24 protein-coding genes are annotated in these 24,735 nt (G+C 69.5%); 6 read left to right on the top strand and 18 right to left on the bottom strand.

What is annotated here, in order from left to right:
* Positions 1-18 precede the first annotated feature (18 nt).
* The 3 genes from NON19_RS07495 (at position 19) to NON19_RS07485 (ending at position 1,813) form a co-directional block, all read left to right on the top strand.
* Complete coding sequence (locus tag NON19_RS07495) at positions 19-468, top strand: VOC family protein (protein ID WP_255925864.1); 450 nt, start codon at positions 19-21, stop codon at positions 466-468.
* 56 nt (positions 469-524) lie between these two features.
* A complete protein-coding gene (locus tag NON19_RS07490) occupies positions 525-1,232 on the top strand; it encodes an HAD family hydrolase (RefSeq protein WP_255925863.1) in 708 nt (235 codons plus the stop codon).
* 158 nt (positions 1,233-1,390) lie between these two features.
* The gene (locus tag NON19_RS07485) at positions 1,391-1,813 is read left to right on the top strand and encodes a secondary thiamine-phosphate synthase enzyme YjbQ (protein ID WP_255925862.1); all 423 of its coding nucleotides are present in this window, start codon (positions 1,391-1,393) and stop codon (positions 1,811-1,813) included.
* A gap of 56 nt (positions 1,814-1,869) precedes the next feature.
* Here the strand turns inward: NON19_RS07485 and NON19_RS07480 are convergent, their stop codons facing one another.
* The 8 genes from NON19_RS07480 to NON19_RS07450 form a co-directional block, all read right to left on the bottom strand.
* Positions 1,870-3,087, bottom strand: a complete 1,218-nt coding sequence (locus tag NON19_RS07480) for an acyl-CoA dehydrogenase family protein (RefSeq protein ID WP_255925861.1) — start codon at positions 3,085-3,087, stop codon at positions 1,870-1,872.
* A gap of 186 nt (positions 3,088-3,273) precedes the next feature.
* Positions 3,274-3,732, bottom strand: a complete 459-nt coding sequence (locus NON19_RS07475; protein ID WP_255925860.1) for an RrF2 family transcriptional regulator — start codon at positions 3,730-3,732, stop codon at positions 3,274-3,276.
* A 172-nt stretch (positions 3,733-3,904) separates the two neighbouring features.
* A complete protein-coding gene (locus tag NON19_RS07470; RefSeq protein ID WP_255925859.1) occupies positions 3,905-4,804 on the bottom strand; it encodes a TauD/TfdA dioxygenase family protein in 900 nt (299 codons plus the stop codon).
* Between the two features lie 193 nt (positions 4,805-4,997).
* On the bottom strand, positions 4,998-5,927 hold the full coding sequence (locus NON19_RS07465) for an ABC transporter permease (protein WP_255925858.1): 930 nt from the start codon (positions 5,925-5,927) through the stop codon (positions 4,998-5,000).
* A complete protein-coding gene (locus NON19_RS07460; protein ID WP_255925857.1) occupies positions 5,924-6,778 on the bottom strand; it encodes an ABC transporter ATP-binding protein in 855 nt (284 codons plus the stop codon). Before NON19_RS07460 ends, NON19_RS07465 begins: the two co-directional genes overlap by 4 nt.
* A 6-nt stretch (positions 6,779-6,784) precedes the next feature.
* Positions 6,785-7,870 (bottom strand): ABC transporter substrate-binding protein, encoded by a 1,086-nt coding sequence (locus NON19_RS07455; protein ID WP_255925856.1) that lies wholly within the window; start codon positions 7,868-7,870, stop codon positions 6,785-6,787.
* A 294-nt stretch (positions 7,871-8,164) separates the two neighbouring features.
* Positions 8,165-8,320 (bottom strand): putative leader peptide, encoded by a 156-nt coding sequence (locus NON19_RS33605; RefSeq protein WP_372514032.1) that lies wholly within the window; start codon positions 8,318-8,320, stop codon positions 8,165-8,167.
* A 133-nt stretch (positions 8,321-8,453) separates the two neighbouring features.
* Complete coding sequence (locus tag NON19_RS07450; RefSeq protein WP_255925855.1) at positions 8,454-11,543, bottom strand: non-ribosomal peptide synthetase; 3,090 nt, start codon at positions 11,541-11,543, stop codon at positions 8,454-8,456.
* Between the two features lie 313 nt (positions 11,544-11,856).
* Here NON19_RS07450 and NON19_RS07445 point away from each other — a divergent pair, with 313 nt between their 5' ends.
* Positions 11,857-13,053 carry an MFS transporter gene (locus NON19_RS07445; RefSeq protein WP_255925854.1) on the top strand — a complete coding sequence of 399 codons (1,197 nt, stop codon included), beginning with the start codon at positions 11,857-11,859 and terminating at the stop codon, positions 13,051-13,053.
* Between the two features lie 24 nt (positions 13,054-13,077).
* Here NON19_RS07445 and NON19_RS07440 read toward each other — a convergent pair whose 3' ends face one another.
* From NON19_RS07440 to NON19_RS07410, 7 genes are read right to left on the bottom strand one after another with little or no spacing between them, the layout of a single operon-like run.
* Positions 13,078-14,010, bottom strand: a complete 933-nt coding sequence (locus NON19_RS07440; RefSeq protein ID WP_255925853.1) for an NAD(P)-dependent oxidoreductase — start codon at positions 14,008-14,010, stop codon at positions 13,078-13,080.
* Positions 14,010-14,852 (bottom strand): isocitrate lyase/phosphoenolpyruvate mutase family protein, encoded by an 843-nt coding sequence (locus NON19_RS07435; RefSeq protein ID WP_255925852.1) that lies wholly within the window; start codon positions 14,850-14,852, stop codon positions 14,010-14,012. The genes NON19_RS07440 and NON19_RS07435 overlap by 1 nt, the downstream gene beginning before the upstream one ends.
* Complete coding sequence (locus NON19_RS07430) at positions 14,849-15,382, bottom strand: hypothetical protein (RefSeq protein WP_255925851.1); 534 nt, start codon at positions 15,380-15,382, stop codon at positions 14,849-14,851. Before NON19_RS07430 ends, NON19_RS07435 begins: the two co-directional genes overlap by 4 nt.
* A 59-nt stretch (positions 15,383-15,441) precedes the next feature.
* The gene (locus tag NON19_RS07425; RefSeq protein WP_255925850.1) at positions 15,442-16,212 is read right to left on the bottom strand and encodes a type 1 periplasmic-binding domain-containing protein; all 771 of its coding nucleotides are present in this window, start codon (positions 16,210-16,212) and stop codon (positions 15,442-15,444) included.
* The gene (locus NON19_RS07420) at positions 16,205-16,576 is read right to left on the bottom strand and encodes a hypothetical protein (RefSeq protein ID WP_255925849.1); all 372 of its coding nucleotides are present in this window, start codon (positions 16,574-16,576) and stop codon (positions 16,205-16,207) included. The genes NON19_RS07425 and NON19_RS07420 overlap by 8 nt, the downstream gene beginning before the upstream one ends.
* Positions 16,573-17,415 carry an NAD(P)-dependent oxidoreductase gene (locus tag NON19_RS07415; protein WP_255925848.1) on the bottom strand — a complete coding sequence of 281 codons (843 nt, stop codon included), beginning with the start codon at positions 17,413-17,415 and terminating at the stop codon, positions 16,573-16,575. Before NON19_RS07415 ends, NON19_RS07420 begins: the two co-directional genes overlap by 4 nt.
* A 3-nt stretch (positions 17,416-17,418) precedes the next feature.
* Complete coding sequence (locus tag NON19_RS07410) at positions 17,419-18,072, bottom strand: hypothetical protein (RefSeq protein WP_255925847.1); 654 nt, start codon at positions 18,070-18,072, stop codon at positions 17,419-17,421.
* 565 nt (positions 18,073-18,637) lie between these two features.
* Here NON19_RS07410 and NON19_RS07405 point away from each other — a divergent pair.
* A complete protein-coding gene (locus tag NON19_RS07405; RefSeq protein WP_255925846.1) occupies positions 18,638-19,720 on the top strand; it encodes a thioesterase domain-containing protein in 1,083 nt (360 codons plus the stop codon).
* The gene (locus NON19_RS07400; protein ID WP_255925845.1) at positions 19,717-21,249 is read left to right on the top strand and encodes an amino acid adenylation domain-containing protein; all 1,533 of its coding nucleotides are present in this window, start codon (positions 19,717-19,719) and stop codon (positions 21,247-21,249) included. The genes NON19_RS07405 and NON19_RS07400 overlap by 4 nt, the downstream gene beginning before the upstream one ends.
* Before the next feature lie 39 nt (positions 21,250-21,288).
* Here the strand turns inward: NON19_RS07400 and NON19_RS07395 are convergent, their stop codons facing one another.
* The 3 genes from NON19_RS07395 to NON19_RS07385 all read right to left on the bottom strand — a co-directional run bounded on the left by NON19_RS07395 (position 21,289) and on the right by NON19_RS07385 (position 24,703).
* Positions 21,289-22,485, bottom strand: a complete 1,197-nt coding sequence (locus NON19_RS07395; protein WP_255925844.1) for an MFS transporter — start codon at positions 22,483-22,485, stop codon at positions 21,289-21,291.
* Positions 22,486-22,587: 102 nt separating this feature from the next.
* Positions 22,588-23,067: a riboflavin synthase gene (gene ribC / locus NON19_RS07390; RefSeq protein ID WP_255925843.1), complete on the bottom strand. Its 480-nt coding sequence runs from the start codon at positions 23,065-23,067 to the stop codon at positions 22,588-22,590.
* A gap of 40 nt (positions 23,068-23,107) precedes the next feature.
* Complete coding sequence (locus tag NON19_RS07385) at positions 23,108-24,703, bottom strand: gamma-glutamyltransferase (RefSeq protein ID WP_255925842.1); 1,596 nt, start codon at positions 24,701-24,703, stop codon at positions 23,108-23,110.
* Positions 24,704-24,735: the final 32 nt, after the last annotated feature.

The following is a 24,735-nucleotide window of genomic DNA, read 5'->3' as shown; positions in this document are numbered from 1 at the left end:
CCGACGCAGGAGGAGACGATGACACCGTTCCAACTCACCTTCGACTGCGCGGACCCGGCCGTCATGGTCCGCTTCTGGGCCGAAGCGCTGGGCTACGAGGCGGAACCCGCACCGGTCGGCTTCGCCGACTGGAACGCGTACTGGCGCAGCGCGGGCGTGCCGGAGGGGGAGTTGGACCCGGCGGGCGGCGGCTGCGGATCCATCGTGGACCCGCGCGGCAGTGGGCCGCGGATCTGGTTCCAGCCGGTGCCCGAGGGCAAGACCGTCAAGAACCGCCTCCACCTGGACATCCGCGCCAGCGGCGGCCGCGAGGTGCCGCTGGAGATCCGCAGGGAGCGCATCGAGGCCGAGGCGGCACGGCTGGAGAAGGCCGGGGCGACCAGGCTGCGCGTACTGGAGTCGGACGGTCACGACAACTACGCGGTGGTGATGCAGGATCCGGAGGGCAACGAGTTCTGTCTGGCCTGAACAGGTGTCCCGTTCGCGGCAACCCGCGGTTCAGTCCGGCACACTAACCTGGCGCCATGACGATCAAGGGCTGTCTCTTCGACTTCTCCGGCACCCTGTTCAGGATCGAGTCGACCGAGCGCTGGCTGCGCGGGGCGCTGGCGCAGGTGGGCATCGCGGCGGCGGACCAGGACATCGCGTACCACGCCGAGCGGTTGGAGCACGTCGGCGCACTGCCCGGTGGCGCCCCGCCGCACACCGTTCCCGAGCGTCTGCGGCGGCTGTGGGACGAACGTGATCTGGACCCGGAACGGCACCGGGCGGCGTACACGGGTCTCGCCCGGCAAGCCGCGCTCCCCTGGCCCGAGTTGTATGACGTGCTCTACGAGCGCCATATGTCGCCGGACGCCTGGACGCCCTACCCGGACGCGGTTGACGTGCTGGCCGAACTGCGTGAGCGCGGCATCCGTGTCGCGCTGCTGAGCAACATCGGCTGGGACCTGCGCCCGGTACTGCGCCGGTACGGCATCGACCGCTACCTGGACGGGCAGGTGCTCAGCTTCGAGCACGGCGTTCAGAAGCCGGACCCACGGATCTTCCGCATCGCCTGTGACGGGATCGCACTGGCGCCGGAGGATGTCCTGATGATCGGCGACAGCGAGGAGGCCGACGGCGGCGCGACGGCTCTGGGCTGCGCGTTCCTCCACGTACCACCACTGCCGGTGGAACAGCGCCCGCACGGTCTGCGACCGGTGCTGGAGCTCGTCCGCCACTCCACCGGTTGACTGGTGAGGCCCTGCGGACGGGGGGAGACCGCAGGGCCTCGACCTGTCCAACGCACGGCTTTCGCCATGGGTTCCGCGGCGTCGCGGAATATCCTCCGCGCCCTCACACATCCCCCATGATCCGGCGGATCGCCTCCGCGGTCGGGAATCATGGAGCCATGTCCGACGACTTCACCAGCGAGATCTTCGACCTGACCACCGGTTCCCAGGAGGCCGCGATCGACATCACCGACCGCTGCGCGGCGTTCCTGACCAGGGCGGCACGCGGCCGGGACGGGCTGCTGAACGTGTTCGTCCCGCACGCCACCGCGGGCATCGCGGTGATCGAGACCGGCGCGGGCAGCGACACCGACCTCCTCGCACAGCTACGGGAGTTGCTCCCCGCTGACGACCGCTGGCACCACCGCCACGGCACCCCCGGCCACGGCCGCGACCACGTCCTCCCCGCCTTCGTCGCCCCCCACGCGACCCTCCCGGTGCTCGGCGGCCAACTGGCCCTCGGCACGTGGCAGTCGGTGGTGTTCGTCGACACCAACGTCGACAACCCGCAGCGGCAGGTGCGGTTGAGCTTCCTGGGCTAGCGACAGTGGCTGGCGCCGCGATCCAACCGCCCACTCGTCGCCCCGTGGGGCATACGTCAACTCCACGGTGCCGAGAGGCTGCCCGCGGCGTGCAGGAAGTGGTCGCCGATGGAGCGCAGTGTGGGAGCGGATGGACTGGAGCCCACCAGGGTCCGGATGTTGCGCCAGTATCGGTCGAGCCCTTCCGCATCGGTGAGTTCCAGGACTCGCTCGCCTGTGAGCAGAGCCGCCTCGACCGTGACGGCTTCGGCGGCCGCCACATGTGCGGCCGTGTCCGTGAACTGCCGGTGATCCAGCCCCCGACCCGCGCCGAGCGCTCCGGCCATGGCTGCCGTCGCGCGGTCGATGACCGCCGATGCGGTGGTGGTGGTAAGGGCGAGTCGGCCGAAGGACAGCAGGAGATCGCCCATGGCGGTTTCCGAACCGCTGACGATCGGCCGGGTACGGAACGCGACATGGCTGAGGTCCCTTGCCTCCGCCAGCGCGCCTTCCGCGATGCCAAGCGCGACGTGGGCGAGCATGAGCCGCATCGCCATGGGCGCGAGCGCGGCGAAGGGTGGTACCACGTCCTCGTCGCGGACGGCCGCTCCGACCACCTCGTCCAAGCCGACGACGACGTCGTCGAAGTGGACGGTGCCCGCACCCGCGAGCCGCTGGCCGAACCGGTCGTGCCGAAGACTCCGGCTGACGCCCGGTCGGTGCGGATCGACGAGCACGACTAACGTCGCGTCCGTGGCGGTACAGGTGGCGTGCAGAACGAGCCGGTCGGCGACGGTGATCGCCGTGGCCAGGGCTCGGTGCCCGCTGAGCAGGTAGCCGCCGGTGGCGGGGACGAGGGTGAGGGAAGCGCCTTCGTCGTTGTGGCATGGGTCGCCGTACGGGTCCGGCGAGCCGATCTCGCCCGCCCACAGCCACTGTTCTCGTACGGCGAGGGCTTCCAGCGCGGCAGTGCGTTGTGCGGCGCCGAAGAACCGGGGGCTCCAGGACAACACGTAGTGCCGGCCGAGGAGTTCGGCCATCGAGCCGTCGGCGGCGGCGATCCGGCGAATGACGGCACAGGCGCCCTGCCAGGCCATGCCCCCACCCGCCGCGCCGGGCGGAACGAGCGCGGCTGGCAAGCCGGATTCGCGCAGCCGCGCCACCTCGTCGTCCGGCGGCTTGCCAGCCCTGTCCCGGTCGAGGGCGTCGACCGCCAGGTCGTCCCCGACTTCGTCGGCGACGCGCTGCCAGAAGTCCTCGCTCGCGACGACGGCATCGGTCGCGGTGCCGCTCATCGCCGCCCCCGGGGGTCGTACGGAACCAGCGCCCTCACGGCCAGCCTCCCCCTTGCCTACTTTCCCTATTGGTTTAGTAGGGATTAGCTTGCGTGTGCGAGGCGGTGTGAGCAAGGGGGGATCCATCAGGTGGACACGCCTGTATCGACAGGCGGGACAGTGGTCATGGATGCGGCCCGCTGGTCGCTAAGGGTTCGTCCAGGCGGCCGGGTCGTCTGCGAGTGCCATGACGTGGGAGGGCAACTGTCCGGAGACGACATCCGCGAGGGAGACGCCTTCCAAAATCTGGCGGACATTGGCCCGCAGGGCGATCCACAGCGGTAGCAGCGACGTGGCCGGGCCGGAGTACGTCAGGTCGGGCGGGCGCACCCCCTGCACCGACACCAACGGTCCGTCGACGACGCGGATGACGTCCGCGACGCTGATGGACTCGGGCGGCTTAGCGAGACGGTAGCCGCCGCGCAGACCTCGTTGGCTCGCCACGAGCCCACCTCGGCGCATGTCGTTGAGGATGCCCTCCAAGAACTTGTGCGGGATCTGCTGGGCCTCGGCGATCGCCTCCGCCTTGAGCGGGGCGGTCTGCGAAGCCGCAGCGAGTTGCACGGCAGCCCGCACCGCATAGTCCGCCCTGGCCGAGATCCGCATGACCGCATTATCCGGCACGGGCACGCCGCGTCCGCTCCCGCCGTCCACACCTCGCCCCCGAGGAAGACCCGTCCCCTCCCAGGAGCTGACGACGAGCCGCCCGCACCGTGCTCCTGGCCCCGAGGGGCGGGACCCGGTCTGACCGGTTCCCGCCCCTGTCCGCATCGGTTCGTCAGGCCGCAGCGGGTGTGTAGTGGGACGCCTCGTCGCCGTCGATGACACGGCTTTGGGTGCCGTCGACGCCTACCGGGGCGTCCCCCGCGACGGTCACCCGGTGCAGCAGGCGCGGCAGGTCGCCGTAGTCGTCGGGGGCGTAGTGCTGGGTGATGCGATTGTCGAACAGCACGAGGTCACCCGGTGTCCAGGCCACCCGGACGATGTTCTCCGGGCGCGTCACGTACGACTGGAAGATGCGCAGCAGATCGCGGGACTCGGAGGGGCCGAGGCCCACGATGGTCTGGGCGAAGCCGCCGATGAACAATCCGCGCTCCCCTGTCTCGGGGTGCACCCGCACCACCGGATGAGCGGTGCGGTACTTGCGGGAGACGAACTGCTTGCGGTGCTCGGCGGCCCTCTCGCTCTTCGGCGCGGCGTAGTCGTAGTCGTTGGTGTGCACCGCCCACAGCTTGTCCGCCAGCTCGCGCAGCGGCTCCGGCAGGTCGCGGTAGGCCGCGGCCGAGTTGGCGATCAGCGTGTTGCCGCCGTAGGGCGGCACGACGATGCCGCGCAGGGTCGACACCTTCGGGGGTGTGCGGACGAAGGTGACGTCCGTGTGCCAGTGGTTGGCGCGGATGCCTTCGTCCCCGTCGACGGGCAGGATGTTGGGCTGGCCGTCCACTGAGGGGACGGTGGGGTGGGCGGTGGTCAGTTCACCGAAGAGTGCGGCGAAGCGCAACTGCGCGGCGTCGTCCAGGCTCTGGCCACGGAAGACAAGTGCCTTGTGTTGCAGCAGAGCCGCGTTGATCTCGGTGACGAGCACCGGGTCGAGGTCGGCGGAGAGGTCAACGCCGAGGATCTCGGCGCCGATGCGTCCGCCGATCCGGCGGATGTCGAAGCCTGTACTGGTACTCATGGACGGGTTCCTTTCGGGAGTTCGATGTGTGTCAGGAGGTAAAGGGCATGGAAGTCGCCTTGGCGCCGAGCGGGAGTTGAGGCGCGGTCCCGAGCCTCACGCTCGACGTGGTCCACGAAGTCCTCCAGTGCCGCCAGGCGGCATCGTGGTGCCCGCCGTCCATAGGGGGCGGGGCGGCAAGGCCTTTCGGCCGTCAGCCGACGGGCACGCGCCAGGAGCTGAGGCGTCGTTCCACGGCCACCAGCAGTTGGTTGAAGGCCACGCCGATGGCGGAGATGGTGATGATCCCCGCGTACATCTGCGGGATCGCGAAGTTGTACTGCGAGGAGTTGATCAGGTAGCCGAGACCCGCCTTGGCGCCGATCATCTCGGCGGCGACCAGGACGAGGATGGAGACCGCCCCGGCGAGCCGGATCCCGGTGAAGATCGTCGGCACGGAGGACGGCAGGATCACCTTCTGGAACAGCCGCGGGGCGGACAGGTCCATGGACCTCGCCAGCCTCAGCAGCGTGGGATCGACGTTGCGCACCGCGCTGATCGTGTTGAGCAGGATCGGCCAGGTGCAGGCATACACCACGATGGAGATCTTCGACGTCTCACCGATGCCCAGCAGCAGCACGAACACCGGCAGCAGGGCCAGCGCCGCGGTGTTGCGGAAGACCTCCAGCAACGGGCCCAGCAGATCGGCCACCGGCCGGTACCAGCCGATCAGCAGGCCCAGCGGGACGGCAACGGCCACGGCGAGCCCGAAGCCGCTGAACGAACGCACCAGGCTGGCCTGCGCGTTGGTGGCGAGCTGACCGTCGGTGACCAGCCCCCACCAGGCGCGGGCGACCTCGCTGAACGGCGGCAGGAAGGTACGGTCCACCAGGCTGAGACGAGGTGCCAGCTCCCACAGAAGCAGGAGGGCGAGGATCGCAACGGACTTGGTGACGCCTGTCAGCACGGCACGCAGCAAACGCGGCGCGACAGTACCGCCGCGCCGCGAAGGCGTAGCGGACAGGTCGGCGGGTGGCCCTTCGGCGTCCGGTACGGGGGGCGGGGGCGCTTCGGCGTCCCGCGCCGGGGCTGCCACCGCCGTTGGCGGTGCGAGCCGCGCGGTCGAATCGCTTGCCGTGCTCATACCGCGACCTCTTCCTTCTCCAGTAGCTGGGCCTTGGTCACCTCGTCGTGCAGGAGCGTCCAGATCTCGTGCCGGTACCGTGCGAACTCCGGGCTGGAACGCAGGTCGTCCGTCGCCGTGCGGGAGCCGAACGCGATCGGCACAACCTGCTTGATGCGACCGGGCCTTGAGGTCATGACGGCCACCCGCTGGCCCAGGTAGACGGCTTCCTCGATGCCGTGGGTGATGAAGACGACGGTCTTGCCGGTGCGCTGCCAGATACGCAGCAACTCGTCCTGGAGGGACTCCCTGGTCTGGGCGTCCAGCGCGGCGAACGGCTCGTCCATCAGCAGGACGTCGGGGTCGTAGGCGAGCGAGCGGGCGATCGCGACCCGCTGGCGCATGCCCCCGGACAGCTCGTGCGGGTGGCGGCTCTCGAACCCGGCGAGCCCGACCAGATCCAGGTACTCCCGGGCGCGGGAGGCGCGCTCGCGCCGCGGCACCCCGGTCGCCTCCAACCCGAACTCGACGTTGCCCAGGGCGGTGCGCCAGGGCAGCAGGGCGTACTGCTGAAAGACGATGCCGCGGTCCAGGCCCGGCCGGGTCACCGGCTGACCGTCCAGAAGGATCCGTCCGCCCGTCGGCCGGGCGAGCCCGCCCAGCAGATCCAGCAATGTCGACTTGCCGCAACCGGAGGGACCGACCACGACGACGAACTCACCCGCGTTCATACGCAGGTTGACGCCATCGAGTGCGGTGAACTCGCCATCCGCGCCACGGTCCCGCGTGCGGCGCCCGGCCGAGCCGGTCCGGGCGGGGAACGTCTTGCGGACCTGCTCGAACTCGATCTTCGGCGTGGCAGTGTGTGTCATGGGGTATCAGCTCCCGCTCCGGCTGGCGGTGGTGGACGGGGAGGTCACGGAGGACGGCGAGGCTGGCGGTACGCGGTACGCGTTGAACACGTTCGTGTACAGGTCGGACGCCCTGACCTGGCCCTTGGGAATGTCACCGCGCCCGCTGAGCCAGTCGATCCACAACTGGAACTCCTTGTCGGTGATGCGGCCGCCGGTCTCGGCGACGCCGAAGGACTTCCAGTACCGCAGCGGTGCGGTGTCCTCGTTGCGGCCCCGCTTCTTGACGATCTCGGTCATCCGGGCGATGACCTGCTCGCGCGGGGTGTTGCGGGCCCATTCGATGGCACGGGCGACGCCCGTGACGAACGTGCGCGAGGTGTCGGGGTTCTGCTTCAGAAACCGGTCGGTCATCACGTACGTCCCGGCCGAGAAGGCACCCAGAAGTTGGTAGTCGGTGAACAGCGCCCGCACTCCCCCGGTCGCGAGGGCCTTGTCGCGCAGGATGCCGCCGAGGACGGCGACGTCGATGTTCTTCTGGCGCAGCGCCTGCTCGGTGTTGACCGGAGGCAGCACCAGAGGTTCGACCTTCTTGATGTCTTCCTGCGACAGACCATGGCGTTGCAGGTAGATGTCGAGCATCGCCTCGTCGTGTGCGCCGAGGGTGTTCATCCCGACCTTCTTGCCGATCAGGTCGCGCGCCGTGCGGATCGGGCTGTCCCGCAACGTGTAGAAGCCGTTGTACTCCAGCAGGTCGACGCCGTAGTAGCTGATGACGGCCTTGATGGGCGCCTGGTGCGAGGCGAGCTTGACGACGGCGCCGTTGAACGCGCCGCCGAAGTCCACCTGGCCGGTGGCGGCCGACTGGATGTCCTGCGGCCCACTGGTCGTGTTGCCGATCCACCGCAGCTTCACCTCTCCCAGGAAGCCAAGGTCCTCGGCCAGTTCCGGCGGGGTGACCTGACCGGCCCAGCCCTGGTAGCGCAGTGTCTTGGTCTGTCCGGTGCCCAAGGAGCCCTCCCCGGCCGACGTGCCGCAGCCGACCGCGACCGCCGAGAGGCCCAGCAGGGTGAGGAACTGCCGTCGGTTCGACGGGGACGTCAACTGACTCATGGAGAAGTCCTGTTCGAGTTGGGTTTGCAAAGGTGCTGTCGAGCGGGAAGCAGCCCGGGACGACATGGCGCGCGCGATGGCAAGAACAGATGTCACGGCTGACTCCAGGGCAGCAGGAAGCACCTTGGGTCGAACAAGCCACCTGAGGTGCGAAAACTGGAAAGGGAAACACGCGCGTGGCGGTGAAAGCAGCGCACGGGAACGCAACGTCAACTCGCCCTAAAACAGGGCGCGTACGTTCACCGTGATGTGATGTCGCTCAGGAACAGCGCGGCAGCCGCGCGAAAGGCAGCTCTAATGGCCGGTGGCACAGATGGCGCTCGCCTGGCGTCGCAGATCGACGTGCAGGCGTGCGGCGAAGTCATCCGAGGGGCTCACACCCGAAACGGTGACAGCGAAAATCAGCCACGTCAATGAGGCCAAGGCCCTTGTCTCACATTCTGGTGCCATCGCCATCTGCGCACAGTATTCCGTTCACAATCGGCACGGCCCGAGCGCGGGCGAGGGGTCCGATCGTCCGCCGACGCCGCGTGCCGGAGCATCCGGGTGCGGCACCGGCGGACTACCTCTGGCCTGATCGTCGTTATGGCCGTCCTTCCGCCAGCGTGATCAGTTCCTCGGTAAACGCCTCGCGCAGACTCAACGCCTGTTGTGGCGTCAGGAAGGCGGTGGAGTATTCCAGCGCTCCCTCGATGTGCTGGGCACCGTGGCGCAGCGAGAGCGAGGCGTCGAACTTGGCGCGCGGCCAGGAGACCGGAACCGCGGTCGCGGTGGGAGTGCCGAGGTCGAGTTCGTAGTCCTCGTCCAGGCTGAGGTAGAGCTGGGGGAACACCGTTGGCAGGCGTCGTCCGTCCTGGCGCAATTGGTGGACGACAGACGGAAGCGGGAGACCCTCTTGGGCAGTTGCCGCGCGCTCGAAGGCACGAGCCGCCGCACGCAGCCGGTCCTTGGCTGACGAACCGTCAATTCTTCGGCACGGCACGAGGACGGTGTCGACAAGGAACCCGGCCACCTTCTCTGACCCCGGCTCGGAGCGGCCGGAGACGGCACATCCAAGGATGAACCGTTCCACGCCCACCGCGCTGGCGAACGCGTGCTGGTACGCGGCGAGCACCATGGTGAACGGGGTGACGCGCAGGGACCGCGCTTTGGCGGTCAGCGGGCCGATGAGTCCCCGGTCCACATGGAAGGGAAGAGCGGCTGCCGGGTGCGGGACGGTGGCATCGGACTGCTGGCCGTGGGAGCTGGTTTCGATGTGGACAGGGGTGTCGGCGAGCATTTCGGAGACATCCCGCAACCGGGACCGGTGGGCGGCCGCCCGCAGCCGCTCGGCGCGTTCGTGGTTGAGGTCGACGATGGTGGTCGGGGAGGTGTCCAGAACCGCCGCCGGGTCCCGGTAGCAGCGCGCCACATCCGACAGGAAGAGCCGGGTGGACCAACCGTCCGTGACGAGGTGGTGCCAGACGAGGAGCAGGAGGTGGTGGTCGGGTCGCCTGCGTAGCAACAGACAGCGCAACAGGGGGCCCGACGACAGGTCCATGGGCTTTCGCGCTTCCGTGACGAGGAGGTCGGGTATCTCCTCGTCGTCCAAGCCGGGGGCGAGGTCCCGGACTTCCAGCCGGACCGGGTTGCGGCCCAGGACGAGGCGCCGGGTGCGACCGTCGCGTTCGACCACCGCGCCGAAGGCCGGATGGGCGTCCCCGGCAGCGGCGACGGCGTGCGCCAGACGGTCCTCGTCGAGTGCTCCCCGGAGTTCGAAACAGAGGGGTTCGAGGTAGGTCGCGTCGCCGGGACGGAGTTCGTCGTGCATCCACAGGCCCAACTGGCTGGGGCTGAGCGGTCCGGCCATCCGGCCGCGCGTCCCGTTCGCCGGTGGCCGGGCGTCTGCCGTTCCCTCGGCGGTCGCCAGCCGTACCGCCAGTTCATGGGCGGAGGCGGCACTGAGGACGTCGGCGGCGGAGGTCGCCGTGCCGGTGAGCGTTCTGAGTTCCGCGGCGGCCCGGGCCGCGGAGAGCGAGGTCCCGCCCAGTTCGACGAAGGCGGCACCATCAGTGGGCGGCTCGGGGAGCAGGGCTGCCCAGACCCTCAGCACGTCATCGAGACGGCTCGGCCTGACCGCGCTGTCCGCCTCGGCGGTTGACGGCTCGGGATCGGCGGCGGGAAGCGGCAGTTGGGCAAGGGCGGCGTGGTCGGTCTTCCCGTTGCTGGTCTGCGGGAGGGCTGACAGGAGCCAGATGACGGACGGGATCGCGTAGTCCGGGAGCACGGCGCGCAGATGGCGCCGGATCTCCCCGGTGTCCGCCCGTTCGCTCCGTTCGGGGACGAGGTAGGCGACGACCGCGGAACCGGAGCCGGGTATCTCTCGCTGGGCGACCACGGCCTCGCGCAACCGGGTCACCGACCGCAGTGCCGTCTCGACCTCACCCGGCTCGATGCGGTAGCCCCGGACCTTGAGTTGGCGATCGGCGCGGCCGAGGAACACCAGGTTGCCGTCCGGGCGGATGCGGACCAGGTCTCCGGTCCGATAGGCCCGCGTGCCGGGCGGGCCGTCAGGGGCCGGACGGAAGCCGTGCGCTCGGCTGCCAGCCGACTCCAGGTAGCCGCGGGCGACCCCGGCCCCGGCGACGAGCAGTTCGCCGGTGTCACCTGTGGCGAGGCGCCCCTCGCCGTCCAGGAGGTAGAGGCGGTTTCCCCTGACCGCCGTGCCGATCGGGGTGCGTTCCTCGGGTGAGCCACCGTGCCGGGGCACGGTGAACAGCGTGCAGCAGATGGTGGTTTCCGCGGGGCCGTATCCGTTGACGACGGTCAGGTTGGGGCGGGCTCGCGCGATGTCCTGCAGCAGACCGAGCGGGATCGGTTCCACCCCCACCAGCAGGCGTGTCAACAGCGTGCAGTGGCCTGGCTGGGAACGGAGGAACTCGCGCAGGTCCGGCAGGAACGCGGGCGGGACGTAAGCACTGTGCGCGCGGGAGGTGTGCAGGAACTCCAGGAATCGGGAGGCGTCGAGCCGGTCGTCCGCGGGCACGACTGTGACGCTGCCCCCGCGGCTGAGTGGTCCCCATGTCTCCCAGACCGAGACGTCGAAGCTGGGGCTCGTCCACCAGGTGCCGCGGTGGCCCTGGCACACCGGGGCTCTGCGGTCCACATCGGCGAGCAGGTTGAGCAGGCCGCGGTGTTCGACCTGAACGCCCTTCGGCGTGCCGGTGGTTCCCGAAGTGTGCATCACGTAGGCGACGTCGTCGGGGCGCGGTCGGTCATAGCGGAGATCCGCGGGCGGCTTCACGTCGCGCCAAGCCCGGTCCCCGGAAGCGACGTTGAGGGTCCGGCTGTCGTCGGGGAGCAGCCCCGGTGAGGTGATCCTGGCGGCGGGCGAACAGGCTTCCGCCATGGCCTGGATGCGTGAGGTGGGCTGGGCCGGATCGATCGGCACGTATGCGGCGCGCGACATGAAGCACGCCAGCGCGCCCGCGACGGCGTCCCGCCCCGGAGGTACGGCGAGGACCACCCGATCCCCCGGGCCGACACCGAGCGCTCGCAACTCATCGGCGAGGGCATGCGCACGGCCGACCAGCCGCCCGTACTCCACGCGTCCGTCACGGTCGATGACGGCGGGCAGGTCCGGACTCTCCGCCGCCGTGTCCACCACCGCCTCAAGGAGGTTGGAACACTCCACCAGTTCGGCCCCTTCTCCAATAGAACCGGGAAAACCAGCCAATGCCGCCGCGCGGTCGGCCGACCCGTGCCACATCCCCGCAACGCACCAAGAAAAGCACCGGGAAGATTTTCGCAAATTCCTCCGGCAGGCCCGACGATATCCCCTGTGACGTATTTCACATCACCGGGCCCGGTAATCTCCGGTTTTTTCTGAGCCGGACCGCCATGCTCCCGACATAGCGTACTGGCCGTCATTTTCCCAGGAGGATGCCATGCGGAACCGAAAACTCCGGAACTTGCTGCCCGAGACCAGAGTCGCACGCCTTCTGGCAGTGGGCACGCTGATCGACTCCGTCGGCTTCGGCCTGTATGTGACCGGAAGCGTGGTGTTCTTCACCCGGTCGGTGGGGCTGAGCGCCGGGCAGGTGGGCATCGGGCTTTCCGTCGCCGGTGTCACCGGGCTGTTGGCGGCCGTACCGCTGGGGCACCTGGCCGACCGAAAGGGCCCGCGCGAGGTGGCGATCGGGCTGGCCCTCGCGCAGACCGCGTTGATGGCTTGCTATGCGTTGGTCCACTCCTTTCCCGGGTTCCTGGTGGTCGCCAGTCTTTTCTCGGCCGCCGAGCGGGGCAGCCAGGCGGTGCGCGCCGCCCTACTCGCCGGCGTGGTCGACAGCGCGTCGCGGGTGAAGGTCCAGGCGTATCTGCGCAGCGTTTTCAACGTCGGGATATCCGCGGGAACACTGGCGGCGAGCACCGCCCTCCAGGCGGATAGCCGCAGCCTCTACCTGGCCCTTATATTCGGAAACTCACTGTCCTTTCTCCTGCTCGCGTCAACCACCGCCATGCTGCCCCGCACCACGACCGCTCCCAAGACCGCGGCAAAGCGTGGCCCCGGTGTACTGAGCGACTGGCCCTATCTCAGCCTCGGAATTCTGAACGGCCTTCTGGGCGTGAACTCCACCGTGCTCATGGTCGGGATCCCGGTATGGATATCCCTGCACACCGGCGCCCCCCGGGCACTTATCTCGCTGCTTTTCTTCGCGAACACCGTTCTGACGGTTCTCCTCCAGGTGCGGGTGAGCCGCGGTTCCGAGGACGTCGCCACAGCGGCCCGCGCCCTGGCGATCTCCGGCGTCGCCACCGGTGCCGCCTGTCTGCTGCTGGCTCCGGCCGCCTGGCTTACCCCGGTGTGGGCGACCGCCGTACTGATCGCGGCGACACTCGCCCTCACCTACGGTGAACTGCTCTCGTCCGCCGGGGGGTGGGGGATCTCCTTCGGTCTGGCGCGCGCCGATGCGCAGGGCAGCTATCAGGGTGGGTTCACCGTCGGATTCGCGGGTCGGGACATCATCGGGCCGTTCCTGGTCGTCTCTGTCGCGGTGGGCCATGGGACGCTCGGCTGGTCGGAGTTGTGCGTGCTCTTCCTGGCACTCGGCGCGACCGTCCCCGTCACCACCCGGTGGGCGCTGCGCCGCGCCGCCCAGGTACCGGCGGAGGCCTTGCCGGAAGGTCCCGCGACCAAGCTCTGAGTCCCCCGGTGATGTGCCGCCGCATCAGGTGTCCCGGGTGAGCGCCGCGTGTACCCGGGAGACCGCCCAGTGGTTCAGTTCGGCCCTGATGTCGGAGCGCTGGGCCCCTTGATGCTGCGAGACCAGTACGTTTCGGTCGCCGACTCGTTCGAGCAACCGCCGTACCTGTTCGGCGTGTTCAGCGTCCACGGGATCGAGGAAGAACCCCCGCAGTGCTCCGGCGCTCAGCGCCTCCTCCACCGCGCTCAGCACGCAGATACCGAAGCGGCTGACATCGACCAGGTAAGGGCGCCGGTCCGCTGCCTGCCGCAACCACGCGGCATCGACCACACCGACCGTGGAGTCGCGCAGCGGCAGCGCGATCACATGCGCATCGCACTCCCGAAGGGCTACCGCGCGCTCGGCCTGGGGCAGGTCGGCCGGAACCGAGGGGTGCGCCACGAACCTGGTCTCCAGGCCCATGGAGACGGCGCGCCTGGCCACCGCCCGTCCGACCGGTCCGGCCCCCCACACCGTCAGGTTCAGCGCGGTGACCGGCTCTCCCATCAGGCGGTGCTTGTCGTGGACACCGGACCGTAGCAGGGCGTGGCCGAGCGGCACTTGACGGCACAGCAACGTCAGTGCCGCGAGGGCGAGTTCGGCCACCGACCCCGCGCTGGCGTCCGGGTTGCAGTGCAGGCTGATCCCCCGGCGGCGAAGCTCCACCAGGTCGATGTTGTCCGTGCCACTACCGGGACGGACGACATCGGTCAGCCGCGGAAGCAGGTCCAGGGAGGGGAGCCGCAACGAGCACTCGGAACGCAGCACCACCACCCGGCACCGGTCCCGAGCGGCGGCCGGGGCAGCCTCCACGCTCGCCGCCAGCACGACATCGGCCACGGACCGCACCGGATCGAACAGCCGCGGATCCATCCTGGTCAGTACCAGCACGACCGGCCGAGTTGGGTCGGTGCCCATCAGGAGGCGTAGCTCGACGCGAGTTTGAACAAGTCCCCCATCGGCACGCACCCCTCCTCGATGCGGTCGGCGTCACGGACCCTTTGCAGCAGGTCCTGGATGGCCTTCACAGAGGCCCGCAGCACCTGGTTCGCGTAGATCACCAGCGAGAAGCCGTGCCGGTGCAGCTCGGCCGGGGTCAGTTCCGGGAAGGCCGTGGGAACGGTGACCAGCGGGACGTCCGACTGCCATGCCGCGGCCGCGGCCAGCGCCTGCTCGCCGCCTGCCTCCCGGCTGTGCAACAGGATCAGGTCCGCTCCGGCTTCCACATAGGCCTGCCCCCGGCGGATCGCCTCGTCGATGCCGCGACCACGGATCATCGCCTCGGTCCGTGCGATCACCAGGAAGTCCGGGTCGCGCTGCGCCGACTTGGCGGCTTCGATACGACGTTGGTGTTCCGCCACGTCCAGCAGGTCGCTGTCGCCGTCGCGGAAGCTGTTGACCTTCGGGAAGGTCGAGTCCTCCAGGCAGACGGCCGAGGCTCCCGCCGCCTCGAACTCGCGGACCGCGCGCCTGGTCGTCTCCACGGAGCCGTAGCCGTTGTCCGCGTCGACCACCAGCGGCAGCTCACCGGCCTGGCGCATGTAGTGGATGCTGTCGGCCACCTCGCGAACGCCGAGCAGGTTGCGATCCTCCACCCCGTGGACGAGCGACATCTCAAGGCTGCTGATCCATCCCCCGTCGAATCCCGCGGTCTCGATGAGGGAGGCGCTGACCGGGTTGTGCGCGCCGACGATGACGGCGGGGCGCTCTGCGGAGGCGATGGCGGCGCGCAGCCGCGCCGCGGGACTGAGCTGGTTCACTGAACATCCTTAACTGTGCCGAAGGCGCCGCACCCCGCGCCCGCATGGCCCTGGAGAAGTTCTCGGGTACGAGGAAGGAGGACGGCATCGAGGTCCTCGCCCGCGGCCATGCGGCGCCGTACCTCGGTACCGGAGACAACAGGCAGGCCCGCGACATCCACACGCAGTACCCGTTGCCCCAGCGAGCGCCAGGCGGCGGCCTTCGCGTCCTCGAAGTCGTCCCGGCTGGGGACGGCGAACACCCTGTCCGGCGGCAGGAGTTGGTCGTACAGCTCCCAGTCGAGGTCGAGCCGGTGCCCCGCCAGTACGGTCAGCGGCGCGTCCGGATAGGCGGCGGCCAAGGTCTCCACGACCATCAGCCGCCTGAGCCACAAGGGCCACGGGTTCTTCTCCCCCACGTGGTGCTGGTCGACCACGGCGGAGAAGTCGGGCACCGGGGACACCCCGGCGACCTCGGTGGATGTCTCGTTGGCCACCACCACGACCGTCAGGCTGTCGCAGCGGCCCAACAGCTCGCCGACGTAGGCCACATGACCCCGATGTATCGGCTGGAAGCGGCCTTCCCACACCAGGTGACGTCCCGGGGCGCTCATGCGTGGGCCAGCCCGGGCTCGCGGTCGGCGTCGAGAAAGCCGGTGTAGGAGCGCTGTTGGCCGATCCCGGGTCGCTTGCGCCGCCGATCAGCGGGGTGGCAGACGACAACGGGGATCCTCCTGCGGTGGCCGCGGGCGAACTCGGCGGCGACCGCGCAGCGCATGGCCTCGTAGAGGTTGAGCCCGGCGCTCGCGCCGATGGGCGTGGCACCGATGGTGAGCGTCCCGATGAGCGGGGTTCGGGTGTCCAGGCCGGTGTCCGTATCGGAGATCACGCAGTCCACCTCACGGCCGAGCCGCTCCCGCACCGCCGAGGCGAGTTCGGCGCAGCGCAGGTTGGGGTCGTCCGTGCCCAGCGTGCAGCGCTGCTCGGGGTACTCGTCCGCGAGGAGCAGGTGCTGCACACTGACCGGGAAGCCGAGCCGTGAAGTCCAGTGCTCGGCCACGCTGCCGAGTTCCGCGGCGGGCACGGTCTTCGGATCCGGCTCGGCCAGCACGGCACCGGGTCCGACGCGGCCCAGTGCCGCGGCCACCACCTTGTCCGCCACGACGAGAACGTCACCGTCCTGCAGGTACGGCGCGGCCAGGTCGACCATCCGCTCGACCGCGGCCGGCCAGCCCTCTTCGACCGGCACCTCACCCTGGGCGGCGTCGGTGCGGGCGCAGATGTGGCCGGATTCCCCCATGCTGCCCAGCAGCCCCTTGAAGGCGGCGTTGACCGCCACCGCCAACTCCCAGAACCACTCGGGGCGATCCGTGTCACCCATCGCGCAGACTCCTGCGCAGCGCGAGGAGGAACTCCTCCTCGTCGAGGATCTCCTGCTCCACGTCGTCGAAGCCGGGGTGGCGTGCGATGTCGTCGGGTTCCATCAGTTCGACCTTCGGCAGCGCGGCGCGGTCGCCGTCAAGGGCGTTCTCCAGGTGGTGCACGGCGGCCGCCAGGTCGAAGACGCGCCGTTCACCGCCGTCGTCGTCCAGCAGATGCTCCATTCCGTACCAGCGCAGGATCTCCCGTGCCGAGGAGTCGGCGGCGAGTTCGTCGAACCGGCTTTGCAGCCGTTCGCGTATGTCCAGTTCCGGAGCGGTGAGGGCCGCGGCCACAGCGCCGCGGTCGAGGTCGGATGTCGTCATGAAGGTCCTTGGTCTCCATCGGCGGACACAGCGGATGCCCGAGCCAGGTGTACGGCCAGGGCGGCGGTGTAGGGGCGGTCGTCTTCAGCGGAGAAGACTCGGTCGAACTGATCCATCACGGCCGCGCCCGCGTCCCGTACCACGGGGGCTGAGACGCGCAGTTCGCGCAGGTCCTTGGCGACCAGGCGGCTGAGATAGGTGGAGGCGGGCTGGTCGGCGTCCCAGTCCCGGACCGTCGACCACTCGGGTACGGGCCGTCCCGCCGTCCCGGACGCGAGGACGTCGACCAGGCCGGTGAGCCCCTGCGCGTCCGCTTCCGCGAGCGCGGTGGCAACGGCCCACTGCTGGACGATCAGCACCCAGTTGTGCAGCAGCTTGGCCAACGCGCCTTGCTCGGCTGAGCCGAACGTCAGCACGGTGCCGAGTACCTGACAGGTCGTCAGCACACCTTCGGTGGGCTCCGGCCCGACCAGCAGGACAGCGGTTCCCTCACCCACCTGACGGGCTCCGCCGGTGAGTCCGCCGCCGTGATAGCGGATGCCGCGGGCCTCGGCGGTCTGGCGGCACCGTGCCGCGCTGTGCGGGGAGTGAGTTGTGAGGTCCAGCATCTCGGCGCAGCGCACGCCGCCGCCTGCCAGGACGGCATGGGTCTGTGTGCCGTGGGTCAGGGCGGTGACTAACAGCCCGTCGGCGGCGTCCAGCACCCGGGATTCGTCTTCCTGGTCACCGGCCACCACGGGAAAGCCCGACGCGGTGAGTCTCGCCGCCACGGCACGGCCGACCGCCCCCATCCCCAGGACACCGACGGTCCGCCCTTTCGGCGGCTTGGTCTGCGACACGCGTCAGCTGCCCAAGTAGCCGCTGGCGAGCATGTGTTGGCTGTGCGCCCGAACCATCGCCACATGCGCCTCGCGGATCTCCGCGGCGGCACGGCGGGCCCGGTCCTGAGCCGCGGTCGTGCGCGCGAACACCTGCAGTCCCAGGTAGCCGAGGCGGGCGTGGAACCGCTCGTCAGGGTTGATGTGCTTGGCGAACATCGAGGCCGTCTCAGGGTCGAAGCGCGCCAGCGCCTTCTCGTTGCGCTTGATGCTCTGGGTCTCGACGGTGAGCTGCTGCGCCGAGAAGAACTCCTCCGGGTAGGCGTAGGAGTCGAGCAGGTCACCGAAGCGCAACTGCTCCTTGGACGGTTGGTAGTCCAGGACACTGCTCCCCAAGGCCTCGATGCGGCGGCGGCAGTGCCGCGCGTGCTTCGCCTCGTCGCCCACCTGGCGACCCACCAGCGCCTTGAGGCTGTTGTCCGGAACGCGCCCGATGAACCGTCCGATGATTTCCACACCGCGGATCTCGTTGAACCAACGGGGCTTGAGCGCCTCAGCCGCGGCAGCCGCGTCCATCTGCTCGGGCCAGTAGGTGGTGTCCGAGTCCGGGAGGTCGGTGAAGTAGGCCTCGTTCTCTTCCTCTAGTTCGTGGATGAAGTCCTCAACATCCATTGCCATAGCTGATCACTCCTTGGGACATGGGCGATGCCGCCAGGCCTTGTGGCTGGCCAGTGATGATGGGGCGATGGTCCGCTGCGGACAGAACCCGCAAGCCTCAGCCGCCTTCTCGGCCGGCCGCCTGGGCGCACGCCGCGACAGAAGGTATGGCATCGAGGCAAGACGACACCCGACTGTTGCGATGGTGTTGCTTGCGCTGCACTTTGAGTTTATATCCAGTCATCTGGCCGCACGCCAGGCCTATTTCGAGGGACCTTCATCGCCACCCCACTATGGGAGCAAAGTCCGTTTCCCTCGCGTCATCACAACTGAGTTATTGGCATTCCGCTTTTCCGGGGCTACGCTGACCGGGATTTTGACACGGGCAGCCGAGGGGGACCGCGCTGCCCTTGGGGCCGCGGCGCGGCGCCAACCCTGGGGACGGGTTCGCGTGGCCTTTGTCAGCGGCACGGAGCGCGGGCACACCGACCCCATGGGCCGGGCATCCAAGTCCGCTGACCTCTGAAGGATCCCTCGCTTTCCCCTCGGTGCGCTGTCACGCCTGTCGGAAGGAAACATCTCAGCCATGGCACCAGAGCTCCGCCCGGAACAACTCCCCGCTCCTCGTGCGTCCCGCATGCGCGACCCCGTCGAAGTCCAGGTGACAGCGGTGTTCCGGGAACTGCTGGGGCTGAAGGAGATACCGAACGACCGCTCCTTCATGGATCTCGGCGGCCACTCGCTCCTCGCGCTGCAACTTCAGGACGCGATTCGGGAAGAGTTGGGCCGAGAGGTTCCGCTGGCGGCGCTGTTCCCCGACGGAACCGTCGCGGGAATCACCGACGCACTGCACCGGATTCCGGCCGAAGGGCGTCCGCAACGGCTGGCCGAACTGACCACGGGTGGCAGCCCCACCGTGGTCTGCGTCCATTCCATCCTGGGTACGGCGATGCGCTACCAAACCCTTGCCCAGGCACTTTCCCCGGGGACAACGGTAAAAGCCTTCCAGGCGCCTGGCCTGTTGGCCGGAGAAGAGCCGTGCGATTCCATCGCACTTCTGACTGACCAGTACGCGGCCGAACTTCAAGCCCGTGCGGAGGAAATCGTTCTGGTCGGCTATTCCATGGGCGCCACGATCGCCTACGAGATGACCAGGCTGCTGGAAGCGCGGTCGGTGCCGGTGCGCTCCCTGGTCCTCGTGGACAGTCTGCTGCCCGTCCCCGAGCACCTGCGGCGCCTGGGCGGGGAGGAGCTGACGCCGCTGCAGATGCTGGCCGCCTCCCTCGGAGGCGGCTGGGACCTGCGGACGTTCCTGGGGTACGACCGTCAGCAGGGGCTGGAGCGGCTCTACCAGGAGTCGAAGGCGAGGGCCCTGCTGCCCGCGACGTTCCGGGTGACCGATCTGGAACGGCTGCTACGGGTGATCGAGGCCCACGTACGGGCGCTGGCGGCGTACGTCCCCGACCCCGGACCGATCGAGGCGGACGTCACCGTGTGCTCGATCGACCGCACGGGCGTACCCGACGATCTGTGGTGGCGCGAGGTGACCGGAAAGGCAGTGACACGGATATCGGTTCCCGGCCCGCATCGCGAACTCATGGACCCGCCGAATGTGGGCATCATCGCCGCTGCCATCCAGAAGGCCAGCACGATCGGGGCGGCCTCGTGAACAAGCTCAGCGGTACCACGACTCTCTTTCGGGAGTTTCTCGCGCGAGTTCAGGAGAATCCGGCCGCCGTCGCCGTGACGGATCGCGGGGAGGACATCACCTACGCGGCCCTGCTGGACCACTCCGACAGGATCGGCGAGCAACTCTCGGCCGCCGGGGTGAAACCGGGTGACCGGGTGGGAATCTGCCTGGAGAAGGGCTGGAGGGTCATTGCCTCGATAGTGGCGGTGCTCTCCCGGGGCTGCACGTACGTACCGCTCGACCCCGAATACCCGGCGGCCCGGCTTGAGTTCATGGTGTCGGACAGCGGCGTGAACACGGTCATCGGCGGCCAGGACGTGGCGGGGCTGCCGGAAACGGTGCACAGAGTGCTCCCGGACGACTGTCCGCCGCAGCGGCACCACGGGTCACGCGCCACACTCGCGGCGAAAACCGCCGCCTACATCATCTACACTTCCGGCTCCACCGGCACGCCGAAGGGTGTGTGCGTGGCGGAGAGCAGCGTCCTGGAACTGTTCCGGTCGGTCCAGGAACACATGGAGATCGGCAGTGATGACGTGTGGGCCTGGTCGCACAGTTACAGTTTTGACTTCTCCGTATGGGAGATCTGGGGCGCCCTGCTTTTCGGCGGACGTGTGGTCGTGGTGCCCAAGGACGCCACCCGGCGGCCGGCCGAGCTGCTGGAAACAGTCGCGGCACAGCGGGTCACCATCCTGAGCCAGGTGCCAAGCAGCTTCAAATACCTGGTGAAGGCCTATCCGCGCAGCCGCGTCGACCTGTCACTGCGTTACGTGGTCTTCGGCGGAGAGGCACTGGACCACGCGTCGGTACGCGACTGGTTCCGGTTGAGCGACGGCCGTGAGCGGCTGGTCAACATGTACGGCATCACGGAGACCACCGTCCACGTCACCTTCCATGAGGTGACCCCTGACGACGTCGCCGCCGACAGCGGTGGCACGAGGATCGGCGCCCCGCTGCGGCATCTGGCCATCGCTCTGCTGGACCCCGACGGGCAACCCGTTCCCCGCGGGGAGGTCGGCGAGATCCACGTCAGCGGTTCCAGTCTCGCCCTTGGATACCACAATCGGCCCGACCTCACCGCCGAGCGGTTCCCCATCCGCACGGTGGGCGGCGTCGCCCAACGGTGGTACCGCAGCGGTGACTTGGGGCGGCAACTGCCCGACGGCGGCTTCGAGTACCTCGGCCGGGTTGACCGGCAGGTGAACCTGCGCGGGTTCCGGATAGAACTCGGCGAGGTGGAAGCCGCGGTGCGCGGTCAGGCCGACGTGGTGGACGCCGTGGCCTGTGTCGAGGCGGTGGGGCGCGGGGAGCACCTGCTGGTCGTCTTCGTCGTTCTCAGCGACGGTTCCACCGGCGGTGCCGCGTCCGAGGTGTCCGCCCGGCTCCGGGACGCCTGCGCCCTGGTGCTTCCCGCGCACATGGTGCCCAACCGGTTCACCGTCGTGCCGGAGATCCCGCTCACTCCCTCCGGGAAGCTGGACCGCGGACGTCTCGCCAACGCCATGTGATCCCAACCCGCGTCGCAGTCAGGGGAGTTGGGCTGCGGCTCATTCGGCGGTGGATGAGAAATGCACGAGCGCGGGCGGCAGGCAGGCGAGTACGGACCCGGCGACGAGGAGCAGCCAACCCGCCACCGCGCCGTGGCCCCCGATGAGCGCCAGCCCCAGCGGAGGACCGGTCGCGGTGCCCGCGCTCCACCCCAAGGAGGCCAGCGCACCAGCTCTGCCCAGGGCCGACTCGCCCGCGAAGCGCACCAGCAGCGGAAAGAAGGCGGACGAGTAGCAGACCTCCCCCAAAGCGAAGGCCACCGCGAACCCTGCCAGCGCGACCTGCCGGTACGGGGTTTCGCACAGCGCCGCCACGGCACCGAACCCGAAGGCGAGGCACCACAGGGCAGGCGCGGCCACCAGGGCGACCGACTCCGGCAGCCGTTCGCACAACGCCCCCACCGGCCGTTGCAGCACCAGCAAGGCGAACGCGTTACAGGCGATGAGCGCGCTCACTCCGGGGAGCCCGATGGACATCCAGTGGTTCAACAACCACGGTACGGAGGACTCCAGTTGAGTGAATCCGGCACCGGCCAGCACCGCCTGGCTCAGCAGTAGGAAGACGAGCCGTCGGTCGCTCAGCAGACCTCGGTAGCTGACCGGGTCCGCACGCCGCCCGCGGCGTTCGCCGCTGGTCCGTCCGCGCCGCCGAAGCGCCCAGAAGGCGACGGCCAGCGGCACGGACGCGGCCGCACTGCCCTCGTACAGCAGCCGCAGCGTGCCACTGTCGCGCTCGCCGGTGAGTAGCAGCAGGCCGCCGAGCGCGCCGCCAAGTCCCATACCGACGTTGGTCATCACATGCCGGACGGTGAAGGCGCGGCGGTTCAGCGATTCGGGCACCAGGCCGTTGACCACCTCGGTGATGGCGGCGTACTGCAACCCGAAGCCGATACCGGCGAAGGCACCGGCGGCCGCCACCGCCACCGTCCCGTGGGCAGCGCCCAGCACCGCGTACCCCGTCACCAGCGACCCGCAGCCCACCGCGCCGACGGCCGCCCCCCGGCGGTCCGCGCGCGGGCCGCCGGAGATCGCGGCGGTGCAGCTCGCGACGGCCATGGCGATGAAGTACCGCCCGGCACCGGCCGGGCCCAACCCGAGAACGTCGCTGACGTAGATGCTGGTCAGCGGGAACACCATCCCGATTCCCAGGCTCGACAGGAACAGGCACGACATCAGTGCGTGAAACCGGCCGCTCATCCGTTCCACCGCCCGGGCGGTGTCAGGCGACGAAGTGCTGATGCCGCGGCGCCCAGGCGGGGTCCGCCGTTCCTTCCGGCCGCTGGTGTGCTCCGCCACGGCTCAGCGCACGGCCAACGGCCCCACATCCTCGCCGCCCTGCCGGATGCCCTGGCCCGCTCGCTTGCGCAGTTCCTCGGGGGCGTACAGCATCCGGTAGGCGTTGAGGGCGTGGTCCGCCACGCGGTTGTGGCACAACGTGGCGAACTTGTCCGGGTCCGACTCCTCGCGCATGTGGACGAACACCTCAAGGATGTGCGTGCCCGTCAGCACCTGCGCCATCATGATGCCCTGGGACGCCTCGTGGGCGCACATCTCGTCCAGGTCCGCGCCGCCCGGCATACCGCAGGCGACCACGATGGCACAGCCGTCGCGTTCGATCAGGCGGCGGGCGGCGACCGCCAGGTCCTTGAAGCCCGGTACGGTGCGCCGCACCACCTCGAAGCGTTCGCCGTAGCCCTCCAGCTCCGACAGCCTGCGTTCGGCGATCGACCCCATGTCGATGCAGGCGAACATGGTGTCGACGACACCGATCCGGTCCACTGCTCCTCCTCGTTTCCTAAGCCCGGCCTCGCAAGCCGGGTCAGCAGGCGGCGGTCAGGCCCTCCTGCCGTCCGTCGTCCAGTCCGTACAGGGCGCCGGAACCCGCTTCCAGCAGTCTGTTGGCGCCGCCGACGCTCGCCTTGCGCACCATCTCGTGTCCACGGCGCTCCAGTTCGGCGACCGTGGACTCCTCCAGCGTCTCATCGGCATGGAGCTGCTCCCGTCGTCCGGCCTCGATCTTGTCGCTGCCGGGGAAGTAGGTCCAGCGCGGCAGGGACAAGGCGCGCAGCGGCGTGGCGCGGTCGAAGAGCAGTCCGGCGGCCACCTGCGTGTTCCACTGGCACTGGCCGTCACCGCCGGGCGTTCCGCCCAGGCGGAGCGCCGTCCGCCCGTCACTGATCGTCCAGGGGAAGATCGTGTTGACCGGCCGGGCCCCGGGACGCACCCGGTTGGCGTGTCCGGCGCTGAGCGTGGCGCTGCGGCCGAGGCGGTTGCACAACAGCAGTCCCAGCTTGGGGACCCCGACGCCCGCGCCGAAGCCCAGCCCCAGGCTCTGCACCCAGGTGACGGCGTTGCCGAACCGGTCGGCGAGCACGAAATGGGTCGTGTCGCCGTGCGAGTAGTGACCGGCGTAGCGGCAGGGGCTGCGCTTGTCCGGATCGATGCCCCGGCTCAACTCGGCCAGCGTCTGCGGGGCGAGCGGGTCGGGAGCGGCGGTGCCGGCCTCTGGGTCGCGCAGGTGCTTCAGCCGCCAGCCGAAGGTCTGGTTGAAGACCTCGGCCAGTAGGTGTATCCCCGCCGCGCGGTGGCTGCCCTCCTCCGGAGCCAGCGGGGCGTACAGAGCCAGGTTCTGCAACATCAGCGGCCCCTGCGTGGGAGCGGGGGGAACGGCGATCTGGTGCCCGGCGATCTCCAGGGTCCGCGCGGAGTCGATCCGCGCGTGGGACCGGGTCATGTCCCCCGACGCCAGCAGGCCGCCGAACTGCGCGCTGACGGCGTCGAGTTCGGTGCCGACCTCCTGGCGTAAGTCCTCCGCGCCGAGCCGCCCGACCATGGTGTACAGCCGCGCGAGCCCCGGCTGGCGCAGTCTCGTCCCCACCGCGTCGGGCTGTGCCGCGGCGGTGTAGGTCCGCTGGAACTCCGGCTGCTCCAGCACTGCGAGATTCGCCTGTGCCCAGCGCTGGAGTTGGCCGGTCACGGGGGCGCCCTCGGCGGCGGCACGTACCGCGGGGCGCAGCAGGTGCTCCAACGGCCTGGTGCCGAGGCTCTCGTGCACGGCGTACCAGGCGTCGACGAGAGCCGGGGTGGTCGCGGAGAGAATGCCCGTGCGCGGTACGGTCGTCAGCCCGCGGGTGCGGAACGCCTCCGGGTCGGCCGCACGGGGCGCGCGTCCTAAGCTGGTCAACGCCAGCGGCTCGGTCTTTCCGCTGACGTGGAGCACCGCGGCGGCGTCGCCTCCCGGGCCGGATGCCATCGGCATGCACACGGTGAGCAAGGCCGAGGCGGTGATCGCCGCGTCGAAGGCGGTGCCGCCCTCTTCCATGACGGTGAGCGCGGCGAAGGTGGCGAGCGAGGAACCGGTCGACGCCAGCGCCCGGTTGCCCCACTGCTGACGTTCCCTCAGGATCACTCGCACGGTAAGCGGCCTTCCGCTGTGCCGGGCCGTCG

The organism is Streptantibioticus rubrisoli, assembly GCF_024436055.1.
Classification (GTDB): domain Bacteria; phylum Actinomycetota; class Actinomycetes; order Streptomycetales; family Streptomycetaceae; genus Streptantibioticus_A; species Streptantibioticus_A rubrisoli.
Note: the sequence above shows the minus strand (reverse complement) of the source record. Positions and strands in the feature narration are given on the sequence as shown.

Bases quoted from the DNA above. Each gene is read 5' to 3' on its own strand.
- NON19_RS07470 (WP_255925859.1), bottom strand. From the start codon at position 4,804: ATGAGTACCAGTACAGGCTTCGACATCCGCCGGATCGGCGGACGCATC.
- NON19_RS07460 (WP_255925857.1), bottom strand. From the start codon at position 6,778: ATGACACACACTGCCACGCCGAAGATCGAGTTCGAGCAGGTCCGCAAG.
- NON19_RS07455 (WP_255925856.1), bottom strand. From the start codon at position 7,870: ATGAGTCAGTTGACGTCCCCGTCGAACCGACGGCAGTTCCTCACCCTG.
- NON19_RS07490 (WP_255925863.1), top strand. From the start codon at position 525: ATGACGATCAAGGGCTGTCTCTTCGACTTCTCCGGCACCCTGTTCAGG.
- NON19_RS07410 (WP_255925847.1), bottom strand. From the start codon at position 18,072: ATGGCAATGGATGTTGAGGACTTCATCCACGAACTAGAGGAAGAGAAC.
- NON19_RS07485 (WP_255925862.1), top strand. From the start codon at position 1,391: ATGTCCGACGACTTCACCAGCGAGATCTTCGACCTGACCACCGGTTCC.
- NON19_RS07395 (WP_255925844.1), bottom strand. From the start codon at position 22,485: ATGAGCGGCCGGTTTCACGCACTGATGTCGTGCCTGTTCCTGTCGAGC.
- NON19_RS07405 (WP_255925846.1), top strand. From the start codon at position 18,638: ATGGCACCAGAGCTCCGCCCGGAACAACTCCCCGCTCCTCGTGCGTCC.
- NON19_RS07480 (WP_255925861.1), bottom strand. From the start codon at position 3,087: ATGAGCGGCACCGCGACCGATGCCGTCGTCGCGAGCGAGGACTTCTGG.
- NON19_RS07465 (WP_255925858.1), bottom strand. From the start codon at position 5,927: ATGAGCACGGCAAGCGATTCGACCGCGCGGCTCGCACCGCCAACGGCG.
- NON19_RS33605 (WP_372514032.1), bottom strand. From the start codon at position 8,320: ATGGCACCAGAATGTGAGACAAGGGCCTTGGCCTCATTGACGTGGCTG.
- NON19_RS07495 (WP_255925864.1), top strand. From the start codon at position 19: ATGACACCGTTCCAACTCACCTTCGACTGCGCGGACCCGGCCGTCATG.
- NON19_RS07475 (WP_255925860.1), bottom strand. From the start codon at position 3,732: ATGCGGATCTCGGCCAGGGCGGACTATGCGGTGCGGGCTGCCGTGCAA.
- NON19_RS07425 (WP_255925850.1), bottom strand. From the start codon at position 16,212: ATGGGTGACACGGATCGCCCCGAGTGGTTCTGGGAGTTGGCGGTGGCG.
- NON19_RS07420 (WP_255925849.1), bottom strand. From the start codon at position 16,576: ATGACGACATCCGACCTCGACCGCGGCGCTGTGGCCGCGGCCCTCACC.
- NON19_RS07440 (WP_255925853.1), bottom strand. From the start codon at position 14,010: ATGGGCACCGACCCAACTCGGCCGGTCGTGCTGGTACTGACCAGGATG.